This window comes from Paracoccus mangrovi (assembly GCF_042648425.1).
In the GTDB taxonomy this organism is placed as follows: Bacteria; Pseudomonadota; Alphaproteobacteria; order Rhodobacterales; family Rhodobacteraceae; genus Paracoccus; species Paracoccus mangrovi.
Genome location: NZ_JBHRXJ010000005.1, coordinates 182,873 through 208,458 on the forward strand (window position 1 = coordinate 182,873; position 25,586 = coordinate 208,458).

The 25,586-nt window shown below is 65.3% G+C and carries 24 protein-coding genes and 1 tRNA gene; 14 read left to right on the forward strand and 11 right to left on the reverse strand.

The annotated features are described in order from the left end of the window. The first annotated feature begins 40 nt into the window (after positions 1 to 40). The 9 genes from ACFOMH_RS09390 (at position 41) to ACFOMH_RS09430 (ending at position 7,063) form a co-directional block, all read left to right on the forward strand. Positions 41 to 403: a response regulator transcription factor gene (locus ACFOMH_RS09390; protein ID WP_377744101.1), complete on the forward strand. Its 363-nt coding sequence runs from the start codon at positions 41 to 43 to the stop codon at positions 401 to 403. After that, complete coding sequence (locus ACFOMH_RS09395) at positions 400 to 651, forward strand: hypothetical protein (protein ID WP_374425359.1); 252 nt, start codon at positions 400 to 402, stop codon at positions 649 to 651. The genes ACFOMH_RS09390 and ACFOMH_RS09395 overlap by 4 nt, the downstream gene beginning before the upstream one ends. Continuing rightward, complete coding sequence (locus tag ACFOMH_RS09400) at positions 641 to 3,313, forward strand: ATP-binding protein (protein ID WP_377744104.1); 2,673 nt, start codon at positions 641 to 643, stop codon at positions 3,311 to 3,313. Before ACFOMH_RS09395 ends, ACFOMH_RS09400 begins: the two co-directional genes overlap by 11 nt. Positions 3,314 to 3,373: 60 nt before the next feature. After that, a complete protein-coding gene (locus tag ACFOMH_RS09405) occupies positions 3,374 to 4,579 on the forward strand; it encodes a FliM/FliN family flagellar motor switch protein (protein WP_377744105.1) in 1,206 nt (401 codons plus the stop codon). Between the two features lie 200 nt (positions 4,580 to 4,779). Beyond that, positions 4,780 to 4,998, forward strand: a complete 219-nt coding sequence (gene infA, locus ACFOMH_RS09410) for a translation initiation factor IF-1 (RefSeq protein WP_010397442.1) — start codon at positions 4,780 to 4,782, stop codon at positions 4,996 to 4,998. 118 nt (positions 4,999 to 5,116) lie between these two features. After that, complete coding sequence (locus tag ACFOMH_RS09415; protein WP_377744107.1) at positions 5,117 to 5,710, forward strand: Maf family protein; 594 nt, start codon at positions 5,117 to 5,119, stop codon at positions 5,708 to 5,710. Next, positions 5,707 to 6,750: a ribonuclease E/G gene (locus tag ACFOMH_RS09420; RefSeq protein ID WP_377744108.1), complete on the forward strand. Its 1,044-nt coding sequence runs from the start codon at positions 5,707 to 5,709 to the stop codon at positions 6,748 to 6,750. The genes ACFOMH_RS09415 and ACFOMH_RS09420 overlap by 4 nt, the downstream gene beginning before the upstream one ends. Positions 6,751 to 6,762: 12 nt before the next feature. Beyond that, complete coding sequence (locus ACFOMH_RS09425) at positions 6,763 to 6,912, forward strand: DNA gyrase inhibitor YacG (protein ID WP_374425354.1); 150 nt, start codon at positions 6,763 to 6,765, stop codon at positions 6,910 to 6,912. Positions 6,913 to 6,987: 75 nt separating this feature from the next. Continuing rightward, positions 6,988 to 7,063, forward strand: a tRNA-Phe gene (locus tag ACFOMH_RS09430). 574 nt (positions 7,064 to 7,637) lie between these two features. On the opposite strand, the gene ACFOMH_RS09435 is transcribed toward ACFOMH_RS09430, so the two are convergent. Both ACFOMH_RS09435 and ACFOMH_RS09440 read right to left on the reverse strand, forming a co-directional pair. Further along, positions 7,638 to 8,789 carry a M20 metallopeptidase family protein gene (locus tag ACFOMH_RS09435; RefSeq protein WP_377744109.1) on the reverse strand — a complete coding sequence of 384 codons (1,152 nt, stop codon included), beginning with the start codon at positions 8,787 to 8,789 and terminating at the stop codon, positions 7,638 to 7,640. After that, positions 8,789 to 9,577 carry a BtpA/SgcQ family protein gene (locus tag ACFOMH_RS09440; RefSeq protein ID WP_377744111.1) on the reverse strand — a complete coding sequence of 263 codons (789 nt, stop codon included), beginning with the start codon at positions 9,575 to 9,577 and terminating at the stop codon, positions 8,789 to 8,791. The genes ACFOMH_RS09435 and ACFOMH_RS09440 overlap by 1 nt, the downstream gene beginning before the upstream one ends. An 18-nt stretch (positions 9,578 to 9,595) precedes the next feature. Here ACFOMH_RS09440 and ACFOMH_RS09445 point away from each other — a divergent pair, with 18 nt between their 5' ends. After that, the gene (locus ACFOMH_RS09445; protein WP_377744113.1) at positions 9,596 to 10,528 is read left to right on the forward strand and encodes a PfkB family carbohydrate kinase; all 933 of its coding nucleotides are present in this window, start codon (positions 9,596 to 9,598) and stop codon (positions 10,526 to 10,528) included. 12 nt (positions 10,529 to 10,540) lie between these two features. Here ACFOMH_RS09445 and ACFOMH_RS09450 read toward each other — a convergent pair whose 3' ends face one another. From ACFOMH_RS09450 to ACFOMH_RS09485, 8 genes are all read right to left on the reverse strand, one after another. Further along, positions 10,541 to 11,305, reverse strand: a complete 765-nt coding sequence (locus ACFOMH_RS09450; protein WP_374425339.1) for a glutamine amidotransferase — start codon at positions 11,303 to 11,305, stop codon at positions 10,541 to 10,543. A gap of 6 nt (positions 11,306 to 11,311) precedes the next feature. After that, entirely contained in the window at positions 11,312 to 12,397 is a 1,086-nt protein-coding gene (locus ACFOMH_RS09455) for a phosphotriesterase family protein (RefSeq protein WP_377744114.1), read from the reverse strand. Positions 12,398 to 12,400: 3 nt separating this feature from the next. Then, complete coding sequence (locus tag ACFOMH_RS09460; protein WP_374425337.1) at positions 12,401 to 13,396, reverse strand: ABC transporter permease; 996 nt, start codon at positions 13,394 to 13,396, stop codon at positions 12,401 to 12,403. Further along, complete coding sequence (locus ACFOMH_RS09465; RefSeq protein ID WP_377744116.1) at positions 13,393 to 14,172, reverse strand: ATP-binding cassette domain-containing protein; 780 nt, start codon at positions 14,170 to 14,172, stop codon at positions 13,393 to 13,395. Before ACFOMH_RS09465 ends, ACFOMH_RS09460 begins: the two co-directional genes overlap by 4 nt. Further along, on the reverse strand, positions 14,169 to 15,104 hold the full coding sequence (locus tag ACFOMH_RS09470; RefSeq protein WP_377744117.1) for a substrate-binding domain-containing protein: 936 nt from the start codon (positions 15,102 to 15,104) through the stop codon (positions 14,169 to 14,171). Before ACFOMH_RS09470 ends, ACFOMH_RS09465 begins: the two co-directional genes overlap by 4 nt. After that, the gene (locus ACFOMH_RS09475; protein ID WP_377744118.1) at positions 15,101 to 16,141 is read right to left on the reverse strand and encodes a LacI family DNA-binding transcriptional regulator; all 1,041 of its coding nucleotides are present in this window, start codon (positions 16,139 to 16,141) and stop codon (positions 15,101 to 15,103) included. The genes ACFOMH_RS09470 and ACFOMH_RS09475 overlap by 4 nt, the downstream gene beginning before the upstream one ends. Before the next feature lie 271 nt (positions 16,142 to 16,412). Beyond that, positions 16,413 to 19,871 carry a transcription-repair coupling factor gene (mfd, locus tag ACFOMH_RS09480; RefSeq protein WP_377744120.1) on the reverse strand — a complete coding sequence of 1,153 codons (3,459 nt, stop codon included), beginning with the start codon at positions 19,869 to 19,871 and terminating at the stop codon, positions 16,413 to 16,415. 66 nt (positions 19,872 to 19,937) lie between these two features. After that, on the reverse strand, positions 19,938 to 20,504 hold the full coding sequence (locus tag ACFOMH_RS09485) for a hypothetical protein (RefSeq protein WP_377744121.1): 567 nt from the start codon (positions 20,502 to 20,504) through the stop codon (positions 19,938 to 19,940). A 224-nt stretch (positions 20,505 to 20,728) separates the two neighbouring features. On the opposite strand from ACFOMH_RS09485, the gene hemB reads away from it, so the two are divergent. Then, positions 20,729 to 21,727: a porphobilinogen synthase gene (hemB, locus tag ACFOMH_RS09490; protein ID WP_374425331.1), complete on the forward strand. Its 999-nt coding sequence runs from the start codon at positions 20,729 to 20,731 to the stop codon at positions 21,725 to 21,727. A gap of 84 nt (positions 21,728 to 21,811) precedes the next feature. Further along, the gene (locus tag ACFOMH_RS09495; protein ID WP_374425330.1) at positions 21,812 to 22,384 is read left to right on the forward strand and encodes a lipid-binding SYLF domain-containing protein; all 573 of its coding nucleotides are present in this window, start codon (positions 21,812 to 21,814) and stop codon (positions 22,382 to 22,384) included. 84 nt (positions 22,385 to 22,468) lie between these two features. On the opposite strand, the gene ACFOMH_RS09500 is transcribed toward ACFOMH_RS09495, so the two are convergent. Then, positions 22,469 to 23,116 (reverse strand): lytic transglycosylase domain-containing protein, encoded by a 648-nt coding sequence (locus ACFOMH_RS09500; protein ID WP_374425329.1) that lies wholly within the window; start codon positions 23,114 to 23,116, stop codon positions 22,469 to 22,471. A 308-nt stretch (positions 23,117 to 23,424) separates the two neighbouring features. Between ACFOMH_RS09500 and ssb the strand changes: the two genes are divergently transcribed. Together ssb and tpa are read left to right on the forward strand one after the other, a co-directional pair. Continuing rightward, complete coding sequence (gene ssb, locus ACFOMH_RS09505; RefSeq protein WP_377744123.1) at positions 23,425 to 23,934, forward strand: single-stranded DNA-binding protein; 510 nt, start codon at positions 23,425 to 23,427, stop codon at positions 23,932 to 23,934. Between the two features lie 217 nt (positions 23,935 to 24,151). Beyond that, positions 24,152 to 25,531, forward strand: coding sequence for a hypotaurine--pyruvate aminotransferase Tpa (gene tpa, locus ACFOMH_RS09510; protein WP_377744124.1), 1,380 nt, complete (start codon positions 24,152 to 24,154; stop codon positions 25,529 to 25,531). Positions 25,532 to 25,586 lie beyond the last annotated feature (55 nt).

Below are 25,586 nucleotides of genomic sequence, written 5' to 3' on the forward strand. Positions count from 1 at the left end.
GCCCCGCCATGATCGCCGCAACCGCAAGAGGATCCCGCCCGTGACCCCGCCCGCCGACGTGTTGCTGATCGAGGACGAGCCCAGCATCGCCGAGGCCGTGCATTTCCTTTTGACCCGCGAGGGCTGGCATTGCGAATTGTGGACCACCGGCATCGGCGCGCTGGACCGGATCCGCGCGCTCAGGCCGCGATTGGTGGTGCTGGATCTGATGCTGCCCGGACGCAGCGGCGCCGAATTGCTGGCGGATCTGCGCGGCGACCCGGAACTGGCGCGCCTCGCGGTGCTGCTTTTGACCGCGCGGGGCACCGCAAGCCTGCCCGAGGGCGCCGACCGGGTGCTGGCCAAGCCCTTTGCCAATGCAGATCTGCGCCGCGTCGTCCAAGACCTTCTGGGCCCGGCATGAGTCCCCGGCGGTTGTTTCTGGGGCGCGAAGCCTATCGCCGCCGCCGTCTGGGCGATGCCACGCGGGTGGTGGCGGCGGTTTTCGCGCTGGCCACGCTGTTGCCGCCGATCTGGCTGCCGCAATATTTCAGCTTCGCGCGCGGCGCCGTCTGGCTTGCGCTGAGCTGGGGCCTGACCATCGCCGCCACCGCCTTGCTGCATCGCGCATTGGCCCAAAGCCCCGCGCCGGAGGACGAGGATGACGCCTGAAACGCTGGGCGTGGCCGCGATTGCCTATCTGGCGCTGATGTTTCTGGTGGCCCATGCGGCCGACCGCGCCGCCGCGCGCGGGCGCTGGCGCTGGATGGATCGGCCGGTCATCTATACGCTGTCGCTGTCGGTCTATTGCTCGGCCTGGACCTTTTACGGGGCGGTGGGCTATGCGACCCGTTCGGGGCTGGAATTTCTGACCATCTATCTGGGGCCGGGCATCGTTTTTGCCGGCGCATGGTGGGGGCTCAGGCGGCTGGTGCGGGTGGCGCGGATGCATCGCGTGACCTCGATCGCCGACCTGATTTCCAGCCGCTTCGGGAAATCGGCGGCGCTGGCGGGGCTGGTGACGCTGATCGCGGTACTGGCGGCGACGCCCTATATCGCGCTGCAATTGCAATCGGTCAGCATGGCGGTTTCGGCCTTTTCCGAACCCGGGCACCCGCTTTCGGCCAATGTCGCGCTATGGGTCGCGGTCGGGCTTGCGGCCTTCGCCATCCTGTTCGGCACCCGCAATCTGGCGGCGGATGAGCGTCATCACGGCGTCGTCATGGCCATCGCGGTCGAGGCGGCGGTCAAGCTTGCCGCCTTTGTCGCCGTCGGCGCCTATGTGCTCTGGGGGCTGGCGGACGGGCCTGCCGATGTGCTGGCCCGCATCGACCGCATGGCCGCCTCGCCCCAGGGCGAAGGCTGGATCATCCGTCCCGACCGCTGGTTCACGCTGATCGCGCTCTCTGGAGCCGCGGTCGTCATCCTGCCGCGCATGTTCCATGTTCTGGTGGTCGAAGCCAATGACGAGGACCGCCTGCGCCATGCCGGCTGGGCCTTTCCCGCCTATCTGGCGGCGATGTCGTTTCTGGTCCTGCCCATCGCGGTGGTGGGCCATGACATGCTTCCGGCGGGATCGAACCCGGATCTTTATGTGCTGGACCTGCCCTTGTCGCAGGGGCGCGATACGCTGGCGGCTTTCGTGTTTCTGGGCGGGTTTTCCTCGGCCATGTCGATGGTCGTGGTCAGCGCCATCGCGGTGTCGACGATGATGGCCAACCACTGGCTGGCGCCGGTCTGGCTGCGGCTGCGGCAGGTGCGGCCTATGGATCCGGCCGCCAGCCCCGAGGATCTGGGCGCGTGGATGCTGAACGCGCGGCGGCTGGCCATCGTGGCGGTGATCGGTGCCGGCTGGATCTATCATCAACTGTCGGGCGGGACCTCGGCCCTGGCCTCGATGGGGATCGTGGCCTTTTCCGGCATGGCGCAGGTCTTGCCTGCGATGATCGCGGGGCTGCTGTGGCGCGGGGCGACGCGGCGCGGGGCCATTGCCGGGGTGCTGGCCGGGACGGTGATCTGGGCGGTGCTGATCTTTCTGCCCTCGCTGGGCCTGATCGCGCGCCCCGAAATGCCGGCCGGGATCGACCCCTTTGCCGGCGCCGTGCTTTTGGCGCTGGGGGTCAATCTGGCGCTGCTGACGGTGATTTCGCTGATGGATTTTCCCGATCCGGTCGAACGGCTTCAGGCCTTGTCGTTCGTCCACGCCATCGCCCCCGACAGCAGCCCCGCCGAAACCGCGCCGGTCGCGCAATCCGAGGCGCTTTTGTCCCTGGCCGGGCGTATCTGGGGTACGGAAAGCGCATTGGATTTCTTTCGCAAGAGCGCGGAAAATCAAGGGAAATCCGATTACCTTCCCGATCTGACGCCGCGCTTTCTGGCCCTGTTCGAACGCCGGTTGGCGGGGACCGTCGGCGCCGCGACCGCCGCCGCGCTGATGAGCCGCGTGGTCGGACGTGGCGGGGTGACCGTGGCCGAGCTAATGGATGTCGCCGGCGAGGCCAGCCGCGCCCGCGCCGACAATCTGCGCCTTGAAACAGCCTCATCCGAATTGGCAAGAACTGCGCGCATGCTGCGGGAGAGCAATGAAAAACTTACCGCGCTGTCGACCCAGAAAGACGCATTCCTCGGCCAGATCAGCCATGAGTTGCGCACGCCCATGACCTCGATCCGGGCCTTTTCCGAATTGCTGATGGAGCCCGAGCTTTCGGCCGCCGATCGCAGCCGCTTTGCCGGGATCATCCATGACGAAGCCGCGCGCCTGACCCGGCTTTTGCAGGAACTGCTGGACCTCGCCGTGCTCGAGGGTGGACGGGCGCGCCCCCGCCCGGCGGTCGTGAACCTGCACGATCTGATCGGGCGCGCGCTGACGACTGCCGGCGCCACACCCGCGCCGCGCGATTTCACCATCATCCGCAATATCCCCGCCGAGCATCTGCCCGTCATCACCGATCCCGACCGGCTGTTGCAGGTGCTGATCAATGTGATCACGAATGCGCGCAAATATTGCGATGCCGAATTTCCCGCGATCCGGATCGATACCCGCCGCACAGAGGCGGGCGGCACCGAAATCGATATCGGCGACAACGGATCGGGCATCCAGCCACAGAACCGCACGCTGATTTTTGAAAAATTCTCGCGGCTCAACGATCCGTCGCGGGCGGGCGGCGCCGGGCTTGGATTGGCAATCTGTCAGGAAATCATGCAGTTTCTGGGTGGCAGCATCGCCTATCTTCCTGGACGCGGCGGCGCCTGCTTTCGAATCGCACTGCCCAAACGCCCGCCCGCGCCGCCGGAAAGCGGATCCTTGCAAAATGGGACGAATTTGTCCGGCTAAACGATTTGGCAACCACTCCGTGCCATTTTGCCGGAAAGAGTGTCTTGATTCGGCCCGGATATGGAAAGCGCAGCACAGGAACAGATGACGGGTGAAACGCCCAAGACCGGCAAAGCCGGTTCCGTGCCCGGCACCGGACTGGTGTTGCGGCGCATCATCGCCGAACGCGGCCGCAGCCTGACCGTTGGCGGCCCGACGCCGGGCGGCGGCGGCCTCAGCCTGGAACGCGTGGCCGGGATTGCCCTTGGCCGCGCGGCCGAAAAGCTGCATCACCTGCCGGTCTTTATCGAACGGGTGGAGCTGGCCCCGGTCAGCGTGCCGGAACTGACCGAACTCTTGCCCGAACGCGCCCTGCTCACCGTGCTTGAGGGGAGCCGCGATGAACTCGGGGTGATGGCGCTTTGCCCGAACCTATTGGCTTCGATCATCGAGATGCAGGCGATCGGGCGCGTGACCTCGCGGCCGGCGCAAAGCCGACGCCCGACGCGCACGGATGCGACCATCTCGGCCGATTTCGTCAATGCCTTGCTGGCCGAATTGGGGCGTGAACTGCGTCAGCACGCGGATAGCCCCGCCTTTGGCGCCTATCGCTATGCCACCTATATCGACGATCCGCGCCCCCTGGCCTTGATGCTTGAGGATGGCGAGATGCAGCGGCTCAGCCTGCATTTCCGTGTCGGTGCGGGTGGTCAGCGCGATGCCTCGATCCTGATTGCGCTGCCCGCCCCCGGCGGGCGCGACAGCCGTCCGGTCGCACTCACATCCAGCACGACCGTGGCACAGGGCAAACCGGCCGCCGCCCCCGCCGGGCCGGCTGCGACCCCAACCCCCGCCCCGGTCGCCGAGGCAACGCTGCGCGAATCGGTTCAGGCCGCGCCCGTGCGCGTGGTCGGCATCCTGTGTCGCCGCAAGCTCAGCCTTCAGGCGCTGCGTGCGCTGGGGCCGGGATCGCTGATCCCGCTGCCGCAAAACGTCATGGACGAGGCGCGCGTGGAAACCCCGAACGGTCAGCTTCTGGCTTTGGGGCGGCTGGGCGAGGCTGACGGTTTCCATGCGCTTCGCCTCAAACATGCGAAAGCCGGGACGAAATCTGCCGGACCTGCGGGATCGGCCCTTGCCCCCGATGCTTATGCACCATCCTTCACCGACCAGCCCGAGCTCGATTCCGGGATAGAACCGCCGATGGACGATCTTGGCCATGCCGATGCGTTCCGCGACATCACGGGCGCAGAACCCTCGCTGCGCGGGAAAAATGAGGTTGCCTGATTCCCGCACGGCCTTTCGAGGATGTTTCCAAGGCTGCGCGCCGTCGCCGAAAGTCGCGGCTCTGTGACAGAATCGACCAGTTTCCATGGGCTTCGTTCGGGCGGATTCGACGGATTCCCAGTTTCCGCTTGAAAACGGACGCGTCTGGACGCATGTAGCATGCGCCCGCGACGACGTGGGTACCCCTTTCAGGAGAGAACATGGCCAAGGAAGAAATGCTCGAATTTCCCGGCGTCGTGAAGGAACTCCTGCCTAATGCGACATTCCGGGTCGAGCTTGAGAACGGCCATGAGATCATCGCGCATATGGCGGGAAAGATGCGCAAGAACCGCATCCGTGTCCTCGCGGGAGACAAGGTTCAGGTCGAAATGAACACCTATGACCTGACCAAGGGGCGGATCAATTACCGCTTCAAGTGACGGACGGGCCGGGATGACATCGCGGCCCGCAGCTGGTGGCACGGCCATACCGGACGATGCCGCCGCAAATTCGGACGGCGCGCATTCCGATGCCCTTGTCGGCGGTGTTGCCGCGCCGTTGAAAGTCACAGGCACGACACCAGAGCTGATCCTTGGATCGGCCAGCCCGCGCCGGCTGGAGCTTTTGGCCCAGATCGGAATCGTTCCCGCGCGAATCGTGCCCGCCGAAATCGACGAGACGCCCCTTCGGGACGAGGCGCCACGCGACTATGTCCGCCGCATGGCGCGCGAAAAGGCCAGCGCCGTCCCCAACGATCGCGGCGGCGCGGTGCTTTGTGCCGATACGACCGTGGTTGTCGGACGCCGCATTCTGGGCAAGCCTGAAACACCGCATGAGGCGGCAGAGTTTCTGCGCCTTTTGTCCGGGCGGCGGCACCTGGTTCTGACGGCGGTGGCGCTTGCGTCGGACGGGCGCCTGCGCGAACGGCTGGTTGAAACGACGATCCGCTTTCGCCCTCTGACCAAGGCCGAAATCGATACCTATGTCGCCTCGGAGGAATGGCGCGGCAAGGCCGGCGGATATGGCATCCAGGGCCGCGCATCCGCCTTTGCGATCTGGATCCGCGGCTCATATACAGGGGTGGTGGGCCTGCCGCTGGCCGAGACCGCAACACTGCTTGCCAGCATTGGAATAAGGGAAAATCGCAAGTGAAGGGCCGCCAGATCGTCATAGGACAGGTTTTCGGACGCGACGCCGCGGCGCTGGTCGAGGATGGCCGGCTCGAGGATCTGTTGATCGACAGCAGCGATGTCATGCCCTTCGCCCCCGGCGCAATCTGCCGCGCCAAGGTCGATCGGCTGGTCAAGGGTCAGGGCGGCGTCTTTCTGCGCCTGCCCGAAGGCGCGCGCGGCTTTCTGCGCGACCGCAACGGCCTGCGCGAGGGGCAGTCGCTGATCGTGCAGATCAGCGGCAGCACCGAAGAGGGAAAAGCCCTGCCCGTCTCGACGCGGCTCAGCTTTCGCGGCCGGCTTGTCATCGCCACCCCGGGGGTGCCGGGCGTCAATGTCTCGCGCCGCATTCGCGATACCGATCTGCGCGACGCGCTGACCCGGCTGGGCGAACAGGCGCTGTCGGACATGGCCTCGCCCCCCGGAATCGTGTTTCGCAGTCTGGCCGCCCATGCCGATGACGATGACGTCGCCGCCGAGCTCGACCAGATACTCGAACTTGCCGCCGCGATCACCGCCGACAGCGATGGCCCGCCCGAGCTTTTGCTGGACGCCCCCACGCCGGCCGAAACGGCGTGGCGCGACTGGTCCGATCCCGAACCCGACAGCGTCGAGGATGGCCCCGACGCCTTTGAGCTGACCGGCACCGTCGATCAGGTCGAATCATTGCTGCAAAGCCGGGTCGAACTTGGCAACGGCGCCTGGGCCGAGATCGAGGCCCTGCGTGCGCTGGTCGCCATCGACGTCAATACCGGCAGCGACCATTCCCCGGCGGCGGGACTCAAGGCCAATATCGCCTTGGCGCGCGATCTGCCGCGCCAGTTGCGGCTGCGCGGTCTTGGCGGGCAGATCGTCGTCGATTTCGCCCCGATGCCAAAGCGTGACCGCGGCACAGTCGAACAGATCCTGCGCTCGGCCTTCAAGGCCGAAGCGGCCGAGACCGTGTTGATCGGCTGGACCGCGATGGGACTTTACGAAATCAGCCGCAAGCGCGACCGGGTTGCGCTCGCGCGGCTTGGCTGACGGGAGCGGGCGATGAAATGTCCAATCTGCGGCAAACCGATGGTGGAACGCTATCGCCCCTTTTGCTCGCGGCGCTGTGCGGATGTCGATCTGGCGCATTGGTTGCGCGGCAGCTATCGCATCCCGGGCGAGCCGGTGCAGGAACCTGAATCCGACGCGTGATTTTCTTGTTTTTCGCTCTGGACAGCGGACGCAAGCCACCCTAATAACGCGCCTGCCGACAGCGAAAGCAACGGCGCCCGGATAGCTCAGTTGGTAGAGCAGCGGATTGAAAATCCGCGTGTCGGTGGTTCGAATCCGCCTCCGGGCACCACTTCCCCAAAAAAATCGAAAATTGATGCAGGATGTTTGTTCGCCGATGCCGGGGACAATAAGTTCTGAACACATCAAGCCAGTTTTCCGTTCTTTCCGGATCGGCCTCAGCCAGCCGGGCCCGCAGGAGCCAGACTTGATCCATGCGACAGCTGAGCAGAAGAAGCTGTCGCATGGCAGAAGTTTTGCCGGAAGCGTGCCCGTTTTGCCCCTTTAACCCGCGCGGTTACGGATCGTCGAACGATGGCAGGGATTCGTGGCGACATCAGAACCGCCGCTACGGTCGAGGTCGAGCTTTGACGAACTGTCGGTAAGATCGCCTCATCCGCCGACAGCTCGGAAAGAGCAACTGCCAAGGTCGGCATATTTGGCGGTTCGAGCCGATGCTTGTACCAAAACACTTTCGTGACGCACTCCCCCTCGGCGGGTTCCGATCAGTCGGACGTGACGCAGATATCGGGATCGCCCGGTATGATGATCGCCCCGCTTTGGGATGATCGCATTCCGCGCCACTGAAAACGCCCGACCTCATGCGGCCAAGCCTTTCCCTGTCCGGGACGGCGGCCCTGCCTGGCCTAAGCCTTCGATGCCTCGGACATGCTGGCGCGGCGCAGTACGGCCGCCAGATGCGCCGGCGCCGTAAGCAAAAGCGCATCGTGAAAGTCAAAGCTGGTCGTGTGCAGCGCGGGGCGGTCCTCGCCGGCACCAAGCCAGACATAACAGCCACGGCGGTCCCGGATCATGCTGCCGAAATCCTCGGAAACCATTGATGGTGCTGCGGCCTCGCGCCAGCTTAGCGGGCCTTCGATCCGCCGGACCGCATCGACGGCGGCCCCGTGATTGGCCGTCACGTCAAAGACGCGCTCGGAAAAGGGTGTGACCCTTGTCCCGAACTCGGCCACCACGCGGGTCGCGCAATCCGCAAGGATGTCCTGAACCAGCCGGCCCTCGTCCGGGACCAGAAACCGGAAAGACCCCGAAAGCGTCAGGCTGGCGGGGATGATATTGGCCGCGACGCTGCCATGGTTCTGGGTAAAGGCGAAGGCGGTCGCAGGCAGTTCGGCCGCGATACGTTCCCCGGTCAGCAGGATCAGCCGCGCCATGGCCGCATAAAGCGGCGAACAGTGCTGCGGCATCGCGGCGTGACCTCCGCGCCCCTCGATGTGATAGCCAAGCTTGCGATAGGCGGCCATGATCGGCCCCTCGCGGCCCGAGACGACGCCCAAAGGCAGGCCGGGCCAGTTGTGATAGCCGAAGGTCAGGGCCGGCGCGATCTCGTCGAAAAGCCCGTCGGCCATCATCGCCTCGGCGCCCCGCCCGGTTTCCTCGGCCGGCTGACAGATGAAATGCACCGGTCCCGGCAGCGCGGGACCGCCCGCCAGCAACTCGGCCGTCGCCAGAAGCAGGACCATATGCCCGTCATGGCCACAGGCATGCATCCGCCCCGGCCGGGTCGAGGCATAGGCGAGGCCCGTGGCCTCGTCCTGGGGCAGCGCGTCCATATCCGTGCGCAGCGCGACGGCGGGACCGTCGCCGCCGGGCAGCGTGGCGACAAAGCCGGTGCCGCCGATCCGTCGCGAAATCCGGCACCCCAACCCCGACAGCAGCCCCGAAAGCCGGTCCGCCGTCCATTCCTCTTCGAAGGCGATTTCGGGATGGGCGTGGAATTCACGGCGCAGGGCCACAAGCCGGTCATGCTGTGCCAAGAGCCAGGCAAGATCCTCCATCACAACGCCTCGGCCGCGCGGGCGACAAAGCTGCGCACGCGGGCCGGATCGACCGGATTCCACCAGACGCCATCCTGTTTCAGCGATGAGGCGATGATCACACCGTCGGTCAGCGCCAGGATCTGGCCGATATTGCCCTCATTCACGCCCGAACCGACCAGCAGAGGCAGATGCGTCGCCTCGCGGATGGTGCGGATCTCATCGGGATTGGCGGCGTCGCCGGTACGCTGCCCGGTCGCGATCACCGCATCGGCGTCGAAAAAGGCGATGTCGCGGGTCAGTTCCTGAATGCTGCGATCGGCCACGATGGCATGGGCGCCGTGCTTGACATGGCTGTCGGCAAAGACCCGGATGCTGTCCTGGCGCAGCCGGGCCCGGAAACGCAGCGCCTCGCCGGCGCGGCCCTCGATGAACCCCTCATTCGCGACATAGGCATTGGCCCATTCGTTGACCCGGATAAAGGCCGCCCCGCCGGCGGCAGCGATGGCGATAGCCGGGATCGGCGCATTGGCAAGCACATTGACCCCCACCGGCACGTCAAAGCGCTGGCGGATGCGATCCGTCACCACGGCCATAAAGGCCGCCGTCTCGCAGGTGATCTCATCGGGTTTCAGAAACGGGATATCGCCGTGGTTTTCCACGATCAGCCCATGCATGCCGTTTTCGATCAGCGCCTCGGCATCGCGCAGACAGGCGTCATAAATCTCGTACATGGGTTGGCCGCGATAGCGGGGCGCGCCGGGAAAGGCCGGGCAATGGATCATGCCGATCAATGCCTTGTCGCGCACGAAGATGTCTTTTATCGCATGAGCGGGTCGGTCGGAAATCAGCTGCATGGCGCGGCCTTTCTGCAAAATTCGGGGGCGGGAATGCGCAAGGCGCTGGTGGTGGGCAATCTGGCTTGGGATGACAGTTTCGCGGTGGCGGCGCTGCCCGCGCCCGGGGCCTCGATCCCGGCCCGGGCGCTTTCCGGCGGCGCGGGGGGCAAGGGCGCGAACCAGGCGGTGGCGCTGGCGCGCGCTTTGGGCGAGCCGGGTCTTGTGGGTCTGGTCGCGGCTCTGGGCGGCGATCTGCGCGGCCATGCCCTGCGCGCGGCGCTGACATCCGAGGGGCTGGCGCTGCATCTGGTCGAATATGGCGACGGGATCAGCGACCTGTCGATCATTCTGCGCGAGGAAAGCGGCGAGAACGCCGTGATCACCACGCAGGACTGTGCGCAGTCGCTGACGCCTCGGGAGATCCTGCCGCATCTGCGGGGCGATCTGTTGGTCATGCAGGGAAATCTGCGCCCGGACGTGACCGAGGCGGTGCTGCATGCGGCGCAGGGCATGGTCCGTGTGCTGAACCCCTCGCCCCTCGACGGCATCACGGCGCAGGCTTTGGCGATGGCCGAGATCATCGTGGCGAACGAGGTCGAGACCCGGGCGCTGGGGGGTGCCGAGGCGCTGTCGCGGCGGGCGGCATTGGTGCGCACGCGCGGCCCGGACGGGGCCGAGCTGTGGCTCGAAGGCGCCCTTTGCGAACAGGTGCCGGCGCCCCGGGTGACGCCGGCCGATCCGACCGGCGCGGGCGATTGCTTTCTTGGCGCGCTGATCGGCGCGATGATGCGGCGCGGCGCCACACGGCCCGATGCAGGCGACATCAGGATCGCCTGCTGGGCCGGGGCGATGGCCGTCGCGCGCTGGGGCACGCAAACCGCATTCCCCAGCCGCGCCGAATTCGCCCGCGTCTTTGAATAGGGCCGCACGGCCCTAGTCCTGTGCCTGAAGCCAGCCGAAGATGTTCAGCCAAAGCTGGCGATACCCCTGCCAGGCGCAGAATTCGGGCGACAGCCAATGCGGCGACATGTCCGAGGTCCAGACCACCGAACGCCCCTTGCCATAGCGCCCACAGGCCAGAAGCGGATGCCCCCCCTGATCCTCGGGCAGACGGGCCACCAGCTCGGCGCCGTCTTTCAGCATCACCTCGTTCACGCCCAGCACCGGCGGCCAGTCGGCCGGCATGTCCTTGAGCAGCGCGTGACCGGGCGCGACAAGATCCGCCTTCGCGCCCTCGGGGATTTCGATGCGGTCATCCCAGGGATGGCAGGTGACGGGCAGCACCTCTTCGACGGCGGTGTTGCGCCAGCGTGCCTTGCCGTCGATGCCCTGAAAGCTGAAATAGCCGCCGGCCATGACCAGCTTGCCGCCCTCTTCGACCCATTGCTTCAACAGGCGCAGCCGGTTCGGCGCGGTCTGGCTATGGACCCAGACCCGTTGCGGCAACAGAAAGGTCGAGGCCCCGATATCGGACAGGATGATGATGTCCCATTCGCGAATCCCCTCGATATCAAAGGGAAAATCGTCCTGCGCATCATGCGCGGGCATATGGGTCAGGGCATAGTCCGTGTCCTTGAGCGCGTCGATCAGCGGCTGGCATCCCTTGTGAAAGGTCACCGAGCCGAACTGATCGAACCCCTTGTAATGCGTGGCCGAGGACAGCCAGCTTTCCCCGACCAGCAGAACCTTCTTGGTCATTTTTTCTTATCCTTCTTGATTGTTTGCCGCGAAACGCGCGTCGAACACACGCCGCGGGTTGTCCACCATCAGCCGGTCCACGACCACAGGGTCGATGCCCAGCCGTTTCAGCCTTGGCAGGAAATGCGCGTTCACAAAGCCATAGCCGTTGCCGCCGTAATGGCGCAGCATGACCTTTAGAAACACGTCATGACTTAACAGCACCTTGTGGCCATGCCCGGCCTCGATCAGGCCCTGAATGGCGCGCGCGCAATCGGCATCGGCGGGACAGTCGGCATCCTGATCGGCATAATAGAACAGGTTGCCGATCATGTCGTATTCGATAAAGGCACCGCGCGCGGCCAGTTCGTGCTGATAGGTCCGGTCCATCCAGGACGGGTTCATGTGGCACAGCACGGTATGGTTCAGATCGGCCCCTTCGCCCGCGACGATGTCGAGGACCTTGTGGGCCAGCCGGAACCATGCCGGCAGATGCACCATCAGCGGCAGTCCCGTGCGGACCTGCGCCTGGGCCGCGCCGCGCAGGCTGCGTTCTTCATCGGCGGTGAAATCCGCGCCGACGCCGATTTCACCGATCAGCCCGATCCGCGCATCGGTGCCGTCGGTGCCGTTCAGGGCCTCGTCGACGATCTGGTCGGCGATGTCCTCGACGCTCAGATCGTGGAAATAGCCCGGCAGCGAGGTGCCGAGATAATACCCCGCCCCCATGACGATCCGGGTGCCCGAGTCCCGGGCGATCCGGCGCAGCACGCGCGGATCGCGCCCGATCCCGCGACAGGTCGGATCGACCACGGTGCGCCCGCCCTGCGCGGTGAAATAGCCCAGCTCGCGCGCGACCAGTTCGGGCTCGTTCACGCCAAGATTGGGGCGGTTCACGAATGGATCCTGCAACAGTTCGGAATAGATCTCGGGCGTGATCGGGTGATCGACCAGATAGGCGCGCGCCGGATCCTCGGGCGGGTTCCACCAACATGAGCAATCGTTGTTCAGATGTTCATGCATCAAGGTGATGCCCATCTGTTCGGTCGGAACCGGACCGTCCACGGTCATCACCAGTCCCGACCCGACATGCGCTTGCGACAATTCAGACATGGCTCAGCCCTTTCGAAGCTTGAAACCGCTGCCGAACAGGCGGGTGTTCATCCAGATTGCGGCCAGAATGATGATGCCGGTGACGATCTGGGTGAAAAACGGCGAGACATGCATGAGGATCAGCCCATTGCCGATGATGGAAATGGTCAGCGCGCCCAGCACCGTCCCCAGGATCGAGCCGCGCCCCCCCATCAGCGAGGTCCCGCCCAGCACGACCGCCGCGATCACCTGCATCTCGAAGCCGACCGCCGCATTGGACGAACCCGAGCCGAGCCGGGCCGCGATCAGAAGCCCGGCGACCGCACAGGCGAGCCCGCTGAGCGCATAGACCGAACAAAGGATCCAGCGTGCCGGCATGCCCACCCGCCGCGCCGCCTCAAGATTCGAGCCGGTGGCGACGACACGGCGACCATAGCGCGTGTGCTGGATACAGACGAGGCCCGCGACAGCCGTCAGGATGGCGATCAGCGCCGGCACCGGAATGCCCAGCAGATTGCCGCGTCCCAGCCAGAAAAAGCCCGGCTGATCGGTGATCGGGATCGAATAGCCGGCGGTGATCCACAGCGCAAAGCCGCGCAGGATCGACATCCCGGCCAGCGTGACGATAAAGGCCGGAATGCGCTGAAAGGCGATGAACCAGCCCTGCACCAGCCCGATCAGCCCGCCCACCACCAGCATCAGGATGATGGTCGTGAACCAGCCGATATTCTGCGCCATCAGGATCGCCGCCAGCGCATTGACCAGCGCCACGATCGAGCCGACCGAAAGATCGATCCCGGCCGTCACGATGACAAAGGTCATGGCGATGGCCACGATCAGCACCGGCGCCGCCTGACGCAGGATGTTCAGCAGGTTGCCCGTCGACAGAAACGTATCCGACCTTGCGCCGAAAAATGCCATGCAGACGGCAAAGAACAGCGCGATGGACAGCACCTGGGCATGGTCGTTCAGCCATTCGACCAAGGGACTTGCCTTGGCGCGTTCAGTATAGGCGGTCATTTGTGCCCTCCGGTGATCAGTTGCACCACCTCTTCCAGATTGGTCTCATGGATCATCCGTTCGGCCACCTTGGTGCCCTCATACATGACGGCGATGCGGTCGCAGACACGAAACACGTCCTGCAGGCGATGGGTGATCAGCACGACACCGACGCCCCGCGCCTTGACGCGGTTGATCAGGGCAAGCACCGCCTCGACCTCGGCCACGGCCAGGGCCGAGGTCGGTTCGTCCATGATCAGCACCTTGGGCTGGAACGAGGCGGCGCGGGCGATGGCGATGGCCTGACGCTGGCCGCCCGAAAGTTTTTCGACCTTGGCGGTCAGCCGGGGGATGCGGATTTCCAGCGCGCTCAGCATTTCATGCGCGCGGGTCAGCATGGCCCTTTGATCCAGAAACGGCCCCTTGCGGATCTCGCGGCCCAGAAACAGGTTGCCCACCACATCGATATGGTCGCAAAGCGCCAGATCCTGGAACACCATCTCGATATGGCGCGAACGGGCGTCGTTCGGACCGGCAAATCGGACCGTTTCCCCCTCGACGGTGATCGTGCCCTCATCGGGGATATAGGTGCCGGAAATCACCTTGGAGAGCGTGGATTTCCCGGCCGCATTGTCGCCCAGAAGCGCAAGGCATTCGCCCGGACGGATATCCAGATCGACCCCGCGCAGCGCCTGATGCGAACCGAAGGTCAGCTTGATGCCCCGCAGCGACACCAGCGGCGGCGCAGCATCGAGAGAGGGCGAAACGCCCTCTCTGATAGCGGCGGTTGCCGTCATTTGAACATGTCGCGGAACTGGTCCACGTTCTCTTTGGTGACGATGGTGGCCGGGACCGAGATCACCGCCTCGACCGTCTCGCCGGCGGTCAGCTTGTCCAGAGCCTCGACCGCGGCCTTGCCCATGCCGGCCGGATCCTGCTGGACGACCCCGGCGACATAGCCCGCATCAATGCCGTCGATCACGCTTTTGGTCAGGTCCCAGCCATAGACCTTGACGCTGTCCTGACGGCCCTGGCTTTGCACGGCGGCGACCGAGGCGACCATCTGCGGCTCGCCGGTGGCATAGATCGCGGTCAGATCGGGGTTTGCGGTCAACAGGTTCTCGGCCGCGCCAAGCGCCACGTCCTGCACGTTCTGCCCGTCGACCACGCCGACCTGTTCGACCTTGCCGGTCGCATCCGTCACCTTCAGGAACTCGTCCTTGCGGATGTTCTGGATAAAGCTGTTCAGCGCGCCGACCACGCCCAGCTTGTTCGCATCGCCCAGCTGGCCGGTATAGAAGGTCGCGATATCGGCGGCGGTCTTGCCGTTATCGACGCCGATCTGGGCCTTTTGCGGGCCCTCGGGCAGGATGGCGTCGATGGCGACGACCGGAATGCCGGCATCGGCGGCCTGTTGCACGGCCGGCATGATGCCGTTCACATCGATGGCGACGACGGCGATGCCATCGACCTTTTGCTGGATAAAGGTCTCGATGGCCGAGTTCTGCGCCGCCGGGTCGTTATTGGCGTTAAAGATGGTCAGCGTGTCGCCGGCCGCCTTGGCCGCCGCTTCGGCGCCCTCGTTCATCTGGTTGAAGAACAGCGCCTGCTGGTTGATCTGGACCAGAGCAAAGGTCTTGTCCTTGGCCATTGCCGGCATCGCGGCCAGCAGCGCGGCGGAACCGGCCAGCACGGCCAGGCCGCGACGGGTGATAGTGAAACGGGTCATGTCGGGTTCTCCTGTTGGTCCGTTGCTTGGTTCTTGGTCGAGACGAAGGCAACGGAGCTTCGCTCGATCAGCGTGACGGGCAAAAGATGCTCGACGGCCAGCGCGGCCGGATCATCCCAGTCCGTATCCAGAAGCAGTTCGACCGCCTTCTGCCCCAACGCCTCGACCGGCTGGCGCACGGCGGTGATCGGGGTGGAAAACATGTCCAGCGGCAGAATATCGTCAAAGCCCACGACCGAGACATCCTGCGGCACGCGGATGCCGCGCTCGGCAAAGACCTGAAGCGCGCCGGTCACCATCTCGTCGGACATGGCGAAAAGCGCGGTAAAGGGCCGGCCCCGGTTCAGCAGAGCCTGGGTCATGCGCCGCCCGTCCTCGATCGTATAGACGCCGCTTTCGCGCTGGATCTCGGCATCGGGAAAGGCCTCGAGCACGGCTTGGCGAAAGCCTTCAAAGCGTCGGGTGCCCGACAGCATGTCATCCCCGACGCCGATGGCCGCGATCTGGCGGTGCCCATGCCGCGTCAGATGTGCACCCGCAAGCCGCCCGCCCTGATGATTGTCGCAAAACAGGCGCGGCGCGACCGCGCCCGGAATGTCCTCATCCATCACCACCACCCGCCGGGCCTTGCGGATCTGCTGGGCCAGCGGCGCGACTTCGGCATGGTTGGTGACAAAGATGACCCCGTCCACATGCCGCGCCGCCACGCTTTCCAGATAGCGCATCTCGCGCCCCGGACGGTTCAGCGTGACCGAAAGCTGCAACCCCACCTCACGATTGAACGAGGCGTTTTCGACCGCCGCCGCCAGCGCGGCAAAGAAGGGCACCTTGATGTCGGGCACCACCATGCAAAGCGTATCGGTGCGCCCCCGGCTCAGCGAACGCGCATAGGGATTGGGGCGGTAATTCAGCGCCTGAATGGCGTCCTGAATGGCGGTGCGGGTCTGTTCGGGCAGGTTCAACGAGCCGTTCAGCCAGCGTGACACCGTCGCCGCCGAAACCCCCGCCTGTCGTGCCACATCCCGCAGATTTGCCAAGAATCACCCGTTTCGACGTCTTATAAACCGATTTACTTACACAAGAGCGACGCTTGTAAACCGTTTTATCGGATGGCCATGCAAAATTCCGGTTCCGGGCGGATTGTGCCCGATTTTTAAGCAAATGCGTTTTGCGGCCCCATGGCGCGGAATCCGGCCCCCCGCGCCAAGGCCCGCCGGGCGAAGCGGGCGCGGGGCCGGGATCGCCGGCTCGGGTTTTATGGGATGAACGAAACCAGGGCCGCGGCCCGAAAACGGCGCTGCGCCGGGCCTAGCGTTTGGCGGCCTTGATCTTGGCCGCCAGATCCTTGGCAATCGCGAAAGCGCCCTTGATGCGGTCGGCATCACCCGGCCAATCGCGCAGGATGACGATCTTGTTGTCGGTCACCTTGGCCTGTCCGCGCTGATCGTGGATGAACTCGACCAGACCGGCGGGATTGGGGAACTTGTCGCCGTGGAACTGAATCGTCGCGCCCTTGGGGCCGGCATCCAGTTTCGAGATATTGGCGCGCTTGGCCATCGCCTTGATGCGGATGACCAGCAAAAGCGTGTTCACCTCGCGCGGGAGGGGGCCGAAACGGTCGATCAGCTCGGCTGCGAACCCCTCAAGCTCGACCTTGGTGGTCAGCTCGGCCAGCCGGCGATACAGGCCAAGCCGCACGTCCAGATCGGGGATATAGCTTTCCGGGATCGTCACCGGCACGCCAAGGTTCAGCTGCGGCGCCCATTCATCCTCGGGCGTGCCCTCGATCTCGCCGGATTTCAGCTTGGCGATCGTTTCCTCAAGCATCTGCTGATAGAGTTCAAAGCCGACCTCCTTGATATGGCCGGACTGTTCCTCACCCAAAAGGTTGCCTGCCCCGCGCAGGTCCAGATCCTGCGACGCCAGATTGAAGCCCGCGCCCAGACTGTCGATCGAGCCAAGGAATTTCAGCCGCCGCATCGCCTGCGGCGTCAACGGCACCCGGGGTTTCGTGGTCAGATAGCAATAGGCGCGGGTCTTTGACCGCCCGACGCGGCCGCGGATCTGGTAAAGCTGCGCCAGCCCGAACATGTCCGCACGCCAGACGACCATCGTGTTCGCGGTCGGAATATCCAGCCCGGATTCGACGATGCTGGTGGCCAGAAGCACGTCATGGCTGCCATCGTAAAACGCGTTCATCCGCTGATCCAAATCGCCGGCCGCAAGCTGGCCATGGGCGACGATATAGCTGATTTCGGGGACGTGTTCTTTCAGCCAATCCTCGATCTCGGGCAGGTCGGACAGGCGCGGCACCACGAAAAAGCTTTGGCCGCCGCGATATTTTTCGCGCAAAAGCGCCTCGCGGATGGTGACGCTGTCGAATTCGCTGACATAGGTGCGGATCGCCAGCCGGTCGACCGGGGGCGTGCCGATGATCGACAGATCCCGCACGCCCGTCAGCGACAGTTGCAGCGTGCGCGGGATCGGCGTCGCGGTCAGGGTCAGGACGTGGATATCGCTGCGCAGCTCTTTCAGCCGTTCCTTGTGACCGACGCCGAAATGCTGTTCCTCATCGACGATCAAGAGGCCAAGGTTCTTGAACCGCACCTGTTTGGCCAGCACCGCATGGGTGCCGACGACGATATCGACCGTACCCTCGGCCAGCCCTTTGCGGGTCTCGGTGGCGTCCTTGGCGCTGACGAAACGCGACAGGGGGCGGACATTGATCGCGGTGCCCCGGAACCGCTCGGCGAATGTGCGGAAATGCTGGCGCGCCAGCAGCGTCGTGGGCGCCACCACCGCGACCTGATAGCCCTGGCTTGCGGCGACAAAGGCCGCGCGCATCGCCACCTCGGTCTTGCCGAACCCCACATCGCCGACGACCAGCCGGTCCATGGGCCGCCCGGCGGCCAGATCCTCGGCCACATCGGCGATGGCGGTGGCCTGATCCTCGGTCTCGGCATAGGGAAAGCGGGCGGCGAATTCCTCGGTCTCGTGATGTTCGGGTTCCAGCACCGGCGCCGCGCGCAACAGCCGCTCGGCGGCGATGCGCATCAGCCGGTCCGCGATCAGCTTGATGCGTTCCTTGAGCCGGGCCTTGCGCGCCTGCCAGGCGCCGCCGCCCAGCTTGTCCAAAAGCCCCTCTTCATGGCCATAGCGGCTAAGCAGTTCGATATTCTCGACCGGCAGGAACAGCCGGTCGCCGCCGGCATATTCCAGCGCGACACAATCATGAGGCACGCCAAGCGCCATCACGGTTTCCAGCCCGGTATAGCGCCCGATGCCATGTTCGACATGCACGACCAGATCGCCGGGGCTCAGCGTCGTGGTGTCGCGCAGGAAATTCTCGGCCTTGCGGCGGCGTTTCGCACCCCGGATCAGCCGGTCGCCCAGAACGTCCTGTTCCGAGATCACGGCGAGGGGGCCGGTCGCCTGCCCCTCGGAGACGAACCCCTCATCCAGCGGCCAGACCGCCAGCCCCAGCGCGCCGGGCTGATCAGGCAGATCGCGCAGATCCGCGATCAGCTTGCCCGAGGTCACGCCCTCATCGGCCAAAAGCCCGGAAAGCCGTTCGCGCGCGCCTTCGGAAAAGCTGGCGATGACGACGCGGTGGTCGCGGGACAGGGCCTGAACATGGTCGGCCAGCGCCTTGAAGAGGTTTCCCTTTTCGGCCTGTCGCTCGGGCGCGAAGCTGCGTCCGACCCGGCCGCCTGCATCCAGCACCCCCGGCCCCGGCGGCTGATGCAGAACCGACAGGCGCAACAGCCGATGCGCATCAAGCCAGCGCTGCCATTCGGCAGCATCGGGAAAGATTTCGCCCGGCGGCACCGGGCGATAGACGGTATCGGTGCCACCCTTGCGGCCCAACGCCTCGCGCCGGGCATCGAACTGTTCGCTGATCATGTGCCAGCGGGCGTCGCGCACCTGATCCAGATGGTCGTCCAGCACGACCGAGGCCCCGGGCAGATAATCGAACAGGCTTTCCAGCCGGCTGTGAAACCATGGCAGCCAATGTTCCATCCCCGCCATCTTGCGGCCGGCGCTGATGCCTTCGTAAAGCGGGTCATTGCCCCCGCCGCCATATTCGGCGCGGTAATTCTGGCGAAAGCGGGTGATCGCGGCCTCGTCCAGGATCACCTCGGACATGGGGGCCAGCTCGACCCGGTCCAGCTTGTCGGTCGAACGCTGGGTTTCAGGATCGAAACGGCGGGCGCCGTCCAGCACGTCGCCGAACATGTCCAGCCGGATCGGCCCGGTATCGCCGGGGGGATAGATGTCGATGATGCCGCCCCGGACGGCGAAATCGCCCGGCTCGGTCACCGTCGGCGCCTGGGCAAAGCCCATGCGGGTCAGGAACGCGCGCAGCGCGGCCTCATCCATGCGGTCGCCGACGGCGGCCGAAAAGCTGGCCTCGCGCAGGATCTCGCGCGGGGGGACGCGCTGCATCGCCGCGTTCAGCGTGGTCAGCAACACGAGAGGCCCCCGGATCGCGCCATGGGCCAGCGCCGTCAGCACCGCCATGCGCGCGGCCATCACCTCGGGCGCGGGCGAAACGCGGTCATAGGGCGTCGTGTCCCAGGCGGGAAATTCCAGCACCACCGCCTTGGGGGCAAAGAAATTCAGCGCCGCGCGCATCGCCGCCATCCGGCGGTCGTCACGGGCGATATGGATCACCGGCTGACCGCGCGCCAGTTCGCGCGCAAGCAGCGCGGCGTCCATGCCCTCGGGCGCGCCGGAAAGGATCAGATGTTCGGGATGCGCAGACATAGCTCGTCAGGTAAAGCGGGCAGCGGCGAAGTCAAGCCCGACAGGCCGCCCGCCCCCGCGCAAGGGTCAATATCCGAAAGGATGCATCAGCATCCAGATCGCGCCGTAAAACGCCGTCAGCCCCACCGCCAGCACCGAAATCAGCGTGACCAGAATCCGGTGGCGGCGCATCATCCGCGCGGCCTCGGCCCCGGCCTGATTGACCGGCGCGCCGGTCTGGGCGCGGTGCAGCACATCCGCCACCCGCCGCGCCAGCCGGATTTCCAGCACCATCACCAGCACGAAGGGCAAGGCCAGCAGGACCAGCGCCTGCGCCATTTCCAGCCCATAGCCGAACCCCAGCACCGCCAGCGCCGTCAGCAGAAAGGCCCCGAGCCCCAGCAAAAGCGCGCCCTCGCCCGCGCCGACGCGGCGGCGCGGCAGGGTCAGCGACAACCAGTCCAGAAGCAGCAGCGAGGCCGGATCGTCGCCCAGCAGATCGGCCCGCCGGCCGGCCGCTCCGACCACATCCGCCGGCACCCCCAGCACCCGCCGTCCGACCAGCGTCCAGGCGAAAAGCAGCGTCGCCCAGAACCAGATCGAGCCGAAAGAGCGGCTGTTCAGCAGGGTCAGAATTCCCTCGGGCTCGATCACGTTTTCTCCCGCGTCAGATGGCGCAAGGGGTAACCTATCGCCTGCGCGCGCAAAGGAAAACCGGGTATTTCGGCAGGTGCCGGGACTGTGCAGGCATAAGCCGGATATGGGGCGGGTACGGGACGGGTCCGGGCGGACACGGGGCTTGCGCATGGCTCGGCAAGGGTGCAGGTTCTGGCCGGTTCCCGCGCGCCCAAGTCCCATTCCAGAACAGGCCAAAGCCCATGTCCCCGACCCCGATCATCGCCCCCTTCCCCGCCACGCGCCTGCGCCGGCTGCGCCGCACGCCCGCGCTGCGCGCCCTGACGACCGAGGTGAATCTGACGCCCGCCAACCTGATCTGGCCGATCTTCGTGACCGAGATCGCGGGCGGCGCCGGCGAAATCCCCTCGATGCCGGGGGTCGAGCGGCTGACGCTGGACGGCGCCAAGCGCGCCGCCGAAACCGCGATGCGGCTCAATATCCCCGCGATCTGTATCTTTCCCCATTCCGACCCGGACCGGAAAACCGAGACCTGCGAACGCGCCTGGGATCCCGAGAATATCGGCAACCGCGCCATCCGCGCCGTCAAGGAGGTCGCGCCCGAGCTTGCGGTGATGACCGATATCGCGCTCGACCCCTATAACGCCAATGGCCATGACGGCATCGTGCGTGACGGTGTGATCGTGAATGACGAAACCGTCGCGGCGCTGGTTCGGATGGCGCTGATCCAGGCCGAGGCGGGCGCGGATATCCTTGGCCCCTCGGACATGATGGACGGGCGCATCGGCGCGCTGCGCGCAGCACTCGAAGGCGCGGGCCACAGCGATGTGGCGATCCTGTCCTATGCGGCGAAATATGCCAGCGGCTTTTACGGGCCGTTCCGCGATGCGGTCGGCGCCTCGGGCCGGCTGGTGGGCGACAAGAAGACCTATCAGATCAACCCCGCCAATCGCGACGAGGCGATGCGCTGCGTCGCCCGCGATCTGGCCGAGGGCGCCGACATGGTCATGGTCAAGCCGGGCATGCCCTATCTGGATATCTGCCGGATGGTGCGCGACCAGTTCGCGGCCCCGACCTATGCCTATCAGGTCAGCGGCGAATACGCGATGCTTGAGGGCGCGATCCGCAATGGCTGGCTTTCGCGCGACGTGGTGATCGAAAGCCTTCTGGCGTTCCGGCGCGCGGGCTGCGACGGCATTCTGACCTATTACGCACCGCAAGTGGCTGAAAGGCTGGCATGATCGGTCCAACTCGCCTATGCTTCCGCGCCATATATCCTTCATAGAATGGCGGACAAACCGCCCCACCACGGAACGAGGCGAAAGATGAACCAAACCAATGCGATAAGCCGCAGAGCGCTGCTTGTTGGCGGCGCCGCGCTTGGGCTTGCGGGCTGTTCGAACGCGGTCGGACAGGATGCCTCTGCGCGGCTCGATGCGCGGGTGGACACGACGCGCAACTATCTGTTGCAGAACTATCCGGCTGTCGCGCCCATGGTCCAGGGCGCCAAGGGCGTGCTCTACATGCCATTGATGACCGAGGCGGGATTTGGCGTCGGCGGCGCCTATGGCCAGGGCGCGTTGCGCATCAACGATGTGACCGTGGATTACTATTCGGCGGCACAGGCCAGCATCGGCTTTCAGATCGGCGCCCAGCAATATGCGCATGTGCTGATCTTTCAGACCGAACCGGCGCTGGCCGATTTCCGTCGCGCGCCCGGCTGGGTGGCCGATGCCGGCGCCTATTACGCGCTGCCCTCTGGTGGCATGTCGCTGGGCGCAGACACGATCACCGCGCAATATCCGGTGGTAGCGATGATCTTTGGCCAGTCCGGGCTGATGGCCGGCGCCTCGATCGCGGGCACGAAATACAACCGGATCATCCCCTCGACCTTCTGAGGCGGAGGCCCCGAAAACGACAAGGCCGGGCGCGATGCCCGGCCTTTTTCATGATGACACGGGCCCCCGCCCGCAGGCCACGGCTTAACTGCCGTGGATGATGCGCACATAGTTGCGGGTTTCGCGATAAGGCGGCACGCCGCCATATTTCGCCACCGCGCCCGGCCCGGCATTATAGGCTGCAAGCGCCAGCCGCCAGCTGCCGAAGGTATTGTACATCATGCGCAGATAGCGCGCCCCGCCTTCCAGGTTCTGGACCGGATCGCTGGCATCGACGCCCAGCTTGGCGGCCGTGCCCGGCATCAGCTGCGCCAGACCGCGCGCGCCCTTATGCGACCGCGCCGAGGGGTTCCAACCCGATTCCTGCTGCACAAGGCGCAGGAAAAGATCCTCGGGGACGCCATGCTTGCGCGCCATCGCCTTGGCATGGGGCAGATACTGGCTGCGACGATTGCCCCGATAGGCCGGGATATTGGTCGCGATATCCAGCTCGACCACGCTCTTGGTCGAGATGCCCTTGGGCCGCAGCCGCGTCGATTGCTGATATTGCCCGGCCAGCCGCGAATCCATCAGCCGGGTCTGACGCTCGAACTGGGCCAGCCGCGACTTGCTGCCTTTGCCGTTCAGGCGCAGGCCATCCGCAGCCGCCGGCACCGCCAGCCCGGCCGACAGCGCCATGGCGATGACTACGCGGCTCAACCGGCGCAAGGCCGCGCGTTTGCGTGAAAACATCACTGGTCCCTCATGCGTACCGAGATCGCTCGTATTTTTTGCCCTGCACTATAGCGCAAAGCCAGATGAGTGCTGCAACCCAATTTTAACCTTTGACTTCAAGGCGCCATCTCGGCGGATTTTCGCCGAAAATCGGCGCGACGGGTGCGGGCAAGGCTTTGACCGCCCACAGGTCGTCCGAGCGGGCACGGGTCCATGCGCGGCCCGGGTACGGCGCCGGCACGCCACCTGGACCCGCAATCCCCTTGCCCCGGCTGGCCGCTCCGCGCTAAACCCGCGGGATCGAAATTCAATGCAAGGACGGCAGCATGGCAGGCAGCGTGAACAAGGTGATCCTGGTCGGCAATCTTGGTCAGGATCCGGAAATCCGCAGCTTCCAGAACGGCGGCAAAGTCGCCAACCTGCGGATCGCCACCAGCGAAACCTGGAAGGACCGCAACAGCGGCGAACGGCGCGAGCGCACCGAATGGCACACCATCGCCATTTATTCCGAGCCGCTGGTCCGCGTCGCCGAGCAATTCCTGAAAAAGGGCTCGAAAGTCTATGTCGAGGGCCAGCTGGAAACCCGCAAATGGCAGGACCAACAGGGCAACGACCGCTATACCACCGAAATCGCGCTGCGCCCCTTTCGCAGCGAATTGCACATGCTGGACGGTCGCGGCGCGGGTGGCGGCGGTGGCCGTGACGAGGGCGGCTATGGCGGCAGCGGCGGTTACGGCGGCGGCTCGGGCGGCTATTCGCAGGGCGGCGGCCAATCCTCGGGCGGGCAATCCTCGGGCGGCGGGCGGCCCGATTTCGACGACGACATCCCGTTCTGATCGCCGGCCGCGACCGGCCCCGGGCCATGCGGGTCCCGATTTGCGTCCCGGTCGAAAGGCCGGGACGCTTGCGTTTCGCGCCACCACAGCGGCGGTGGTTTCGCGCATCCGATCCGGGCTGGCCTTATGAGTGCCCTGATTCTGGCTCTATCCTTGGACGGCGTTCCGACGCAATCAGGGGATGACATCTTCACCACGCAACCGCATGAGGCCCGCCGTGACGCTTGATCTGAACCCCAACGACATGTCCCATGTCGTCGCCGCCGACCGCGAAAACGTCTGGCACCATCTCAGCCAGCACAAGCAATATGAAACCATCGACCCCCGCGTCTATGTCGAAGGCAAGGGGATGCGGCTCTGGGATGCCACGGGACGCGAGTTTCTGGATGCGGTTTCCGGCGGGGTCTGGACGGTCAATGTGGGCTATGGGCGCGAAAGCATCGCCAATGCCGTGCGCGACCAGCTGATCAAGCTGAACTATTTCGCCGGTTCGGCCGGCACCGTGCCGGGCGCGATCTTTGCGCGCAAACTGATCGAAAAGATGCCGGGCATGAGCCGGGTCTATTATTCGAACTCGGGGTCCGAGGCGAATGAGAAGGTCTACAAGATGGTCCGTCAGATCGCCGCGCGCCATCACGGCGGCAAGAAATGGAAGATCCTCTACCGCGACCGCGACTATCACGGCACCACCATCGGCACGCTCGCGACCTCGGGGCAGGATCAGCGCGCGGCGGCCTATGGCCCCTTCCCCGACGGTTTCGTCCGCGTGCCCCATTGCCTTGAATACCGCAAGCAATGGGATGTCGAAAACTATGGCGAGCGCACGGCCGACGCCATCGAAGAGGTGATCCTGCGCGAAGGCGCAGACACCATCGGCGCCATCGTTCTGGAACCGGTGACGGCGGGCGGCGGCGTCATCACGCCCCCCCTGGGCTATTGGCAGCGCGTGCAGGAGATCTGTCGCAAATACGACATCCTTCTGCATATCGACGAGGTGGTCTGCGGTCTGGGCCGCACCGGCACCTGGTTCGGCTATCAGCAATACGGGATCGAGCCGGATTTCGTGACCATGGCCAAGGGCGTCGCCTCGGGCTATGCGGCGATTTCCTGCACGGTCACGACCGAGCGGGTCTTTGACATGTTCAAGGACGCGCCGCAGGACGGGATGAGCTTTTTCCGCGATATCTCGACCTTTGGCGGCTGCACCTCGGGGCCGGTCGCCGCGATCGAAAACATGCGCATCATCGAGGATGAGGGGCTGCTGGAAAACACCGTCGCCATGGGCAACCGGGTTCTGGACAACCTGACCTCGCTGATGGACAAGCACGCGGTCATCGGCGATGTGCGCGGCAAGGGGCTGTTCTGCGGCGCGGAACTCGTTGCCGACCGCAAGACCAAGGAGCCGATGGACGAGAAAAAGGTCCAGGCCGTGGTTGCGGAATGTCTGGCCCAGGGTGTCATCATCGGTGCCACCAACCGTTCGCTGCCGGGCTTCAACAACACGCTGTGCCTGTCGCCGGCGCTGATCGCGACGCCGGACGATATCGACCGCATCACCGATGCGATGGATGTCGCCCTGACCCGGGTCTTTGCCTGATCACAGGCGATGGATGGGACTTGATCCGCGGCGGCATTCCGGCGACTGACTGTTG

Bases quoted from the DNA above. Each gene is read 5' to 3' on its own strand.
- ACFOMH_RS09395 (WP_374425359.1), top strand. From the start codon at position 400: ATGAGTCCCCGGCGGTTGTTTCTGGGGCGCGAAGCCTATCGCCGCCGC.
- ACFOMH_RS09400 (WP_377744104.1), top strand. From the start codon at position 641: ATGACGCCTGAAACGCTGGGCGTGGCCGCGATTGCCTATCTGGCGCTG.
- ACFOMH_RS09405 (WP_377744105.1), top strand. From the start codon at position 3,374: ATGGAAAGCGCAGCACAGGAACAGATGACGGGTGAAACGCCCAAGACC.
- infA (WP_010397442.1), top strand. From the start codon at position 4,780: ATGGCCAAGGAAGAAATGCTCGAATTTCCCGGCGTCGTGAAGGAACTC.
- ACFOMH_RS09425 (WP_374425354.1), top strand. From the start codon at position 6,763: ATGAAATGTCCAATCTGCGGCAAACCGATGGTGGAACGCTATCGCCCC.
- ACFOMH_RS09435 (WP_377744109.1), bottom strand. From the start codon at position 8,789: ATGGAGGATCTTGCCTGGCTCTTGGCACAGCATGACCGGCTTGTGGCC.
- ACFOMH_RS09445 (WP_377744113.1), top strand. From the start codon at position 9,596: ATGAGCGGGTCGGTCGGAAATCAGCTGCATGGCGCGGCCTTTCTGCAA.
- ACFOMH_RS09450 (WP_374425339.1), bottom strand. From the start codon at position 11,305: ATGACCAAGAAGGTTCTGCTGGTCGGGGAAAGCTGGCTGTCCTCGGCC.
- ACFOMH_RS09455 (WP_377744114.1), bottom strand. From the start codon at position 12,397: ATGTCTGAATTGTCGCAAGCGCATGTCGGGTCGGGACTGGTGATGACC.
- ACFOMH_RS09460 (WP_374425337.1), bottom strand. From the start codon at position 13,396: ATGACCGCCTATACTGAACGCGCCAAGGCAAGTCCCTTGGTCGAATGG.
- ACFOMH_RS09465 (WP_377744116.1), bottom strand. From the start codon at position 14,172: ATGACGGCAACCGCCGCTATCAGAGAGGGCGTTTCGCCCTCTCTCGAT.
- ACFOMH_RS09470 (WP_377744117.1), bottom strand. From the start codon at position 15,104: ATGACCCGTTTCACTATCACCCGTCGCGGCCTGGCCGTGCTGGCCGGT.
- mfd (WP_377744120.1), bottom strand. From the start codon at position 19,871: ATGTCTGCGCATCCCGAACATCTGATCCTTTCCGGCGCGCCCGAGGGC.
- hemB (WP_374425331.1), top strand. From the start codon at position 20,729: ATGTCCCCGACCCCGATCATCGCCCCCTTCCCCGCCACGCGCCTGCGC.
- ACFOMH_RS09495 (WP_374425330.1), top strand. From the start codon at position 21,812: ATGAACCAAACCAATGCGATAAGCCGCAGAGCGCTGCTTGTTGGCGGC.
- ACFOMH_RS09500 (WP_374425329.1), bottom strand. From the start codon at position 23,116: ATGTTTTCACGCAAACGCGCGGCCTTGCGCCGGTTGAGCCGCGTAGTC.
- ssb (WP_377744123.1), top strand. From the start codon at position 23,425: ATGGCAGGCAGCGTGAACAAGGTGATCCTGGTCGGCAATCTTGGTCAG.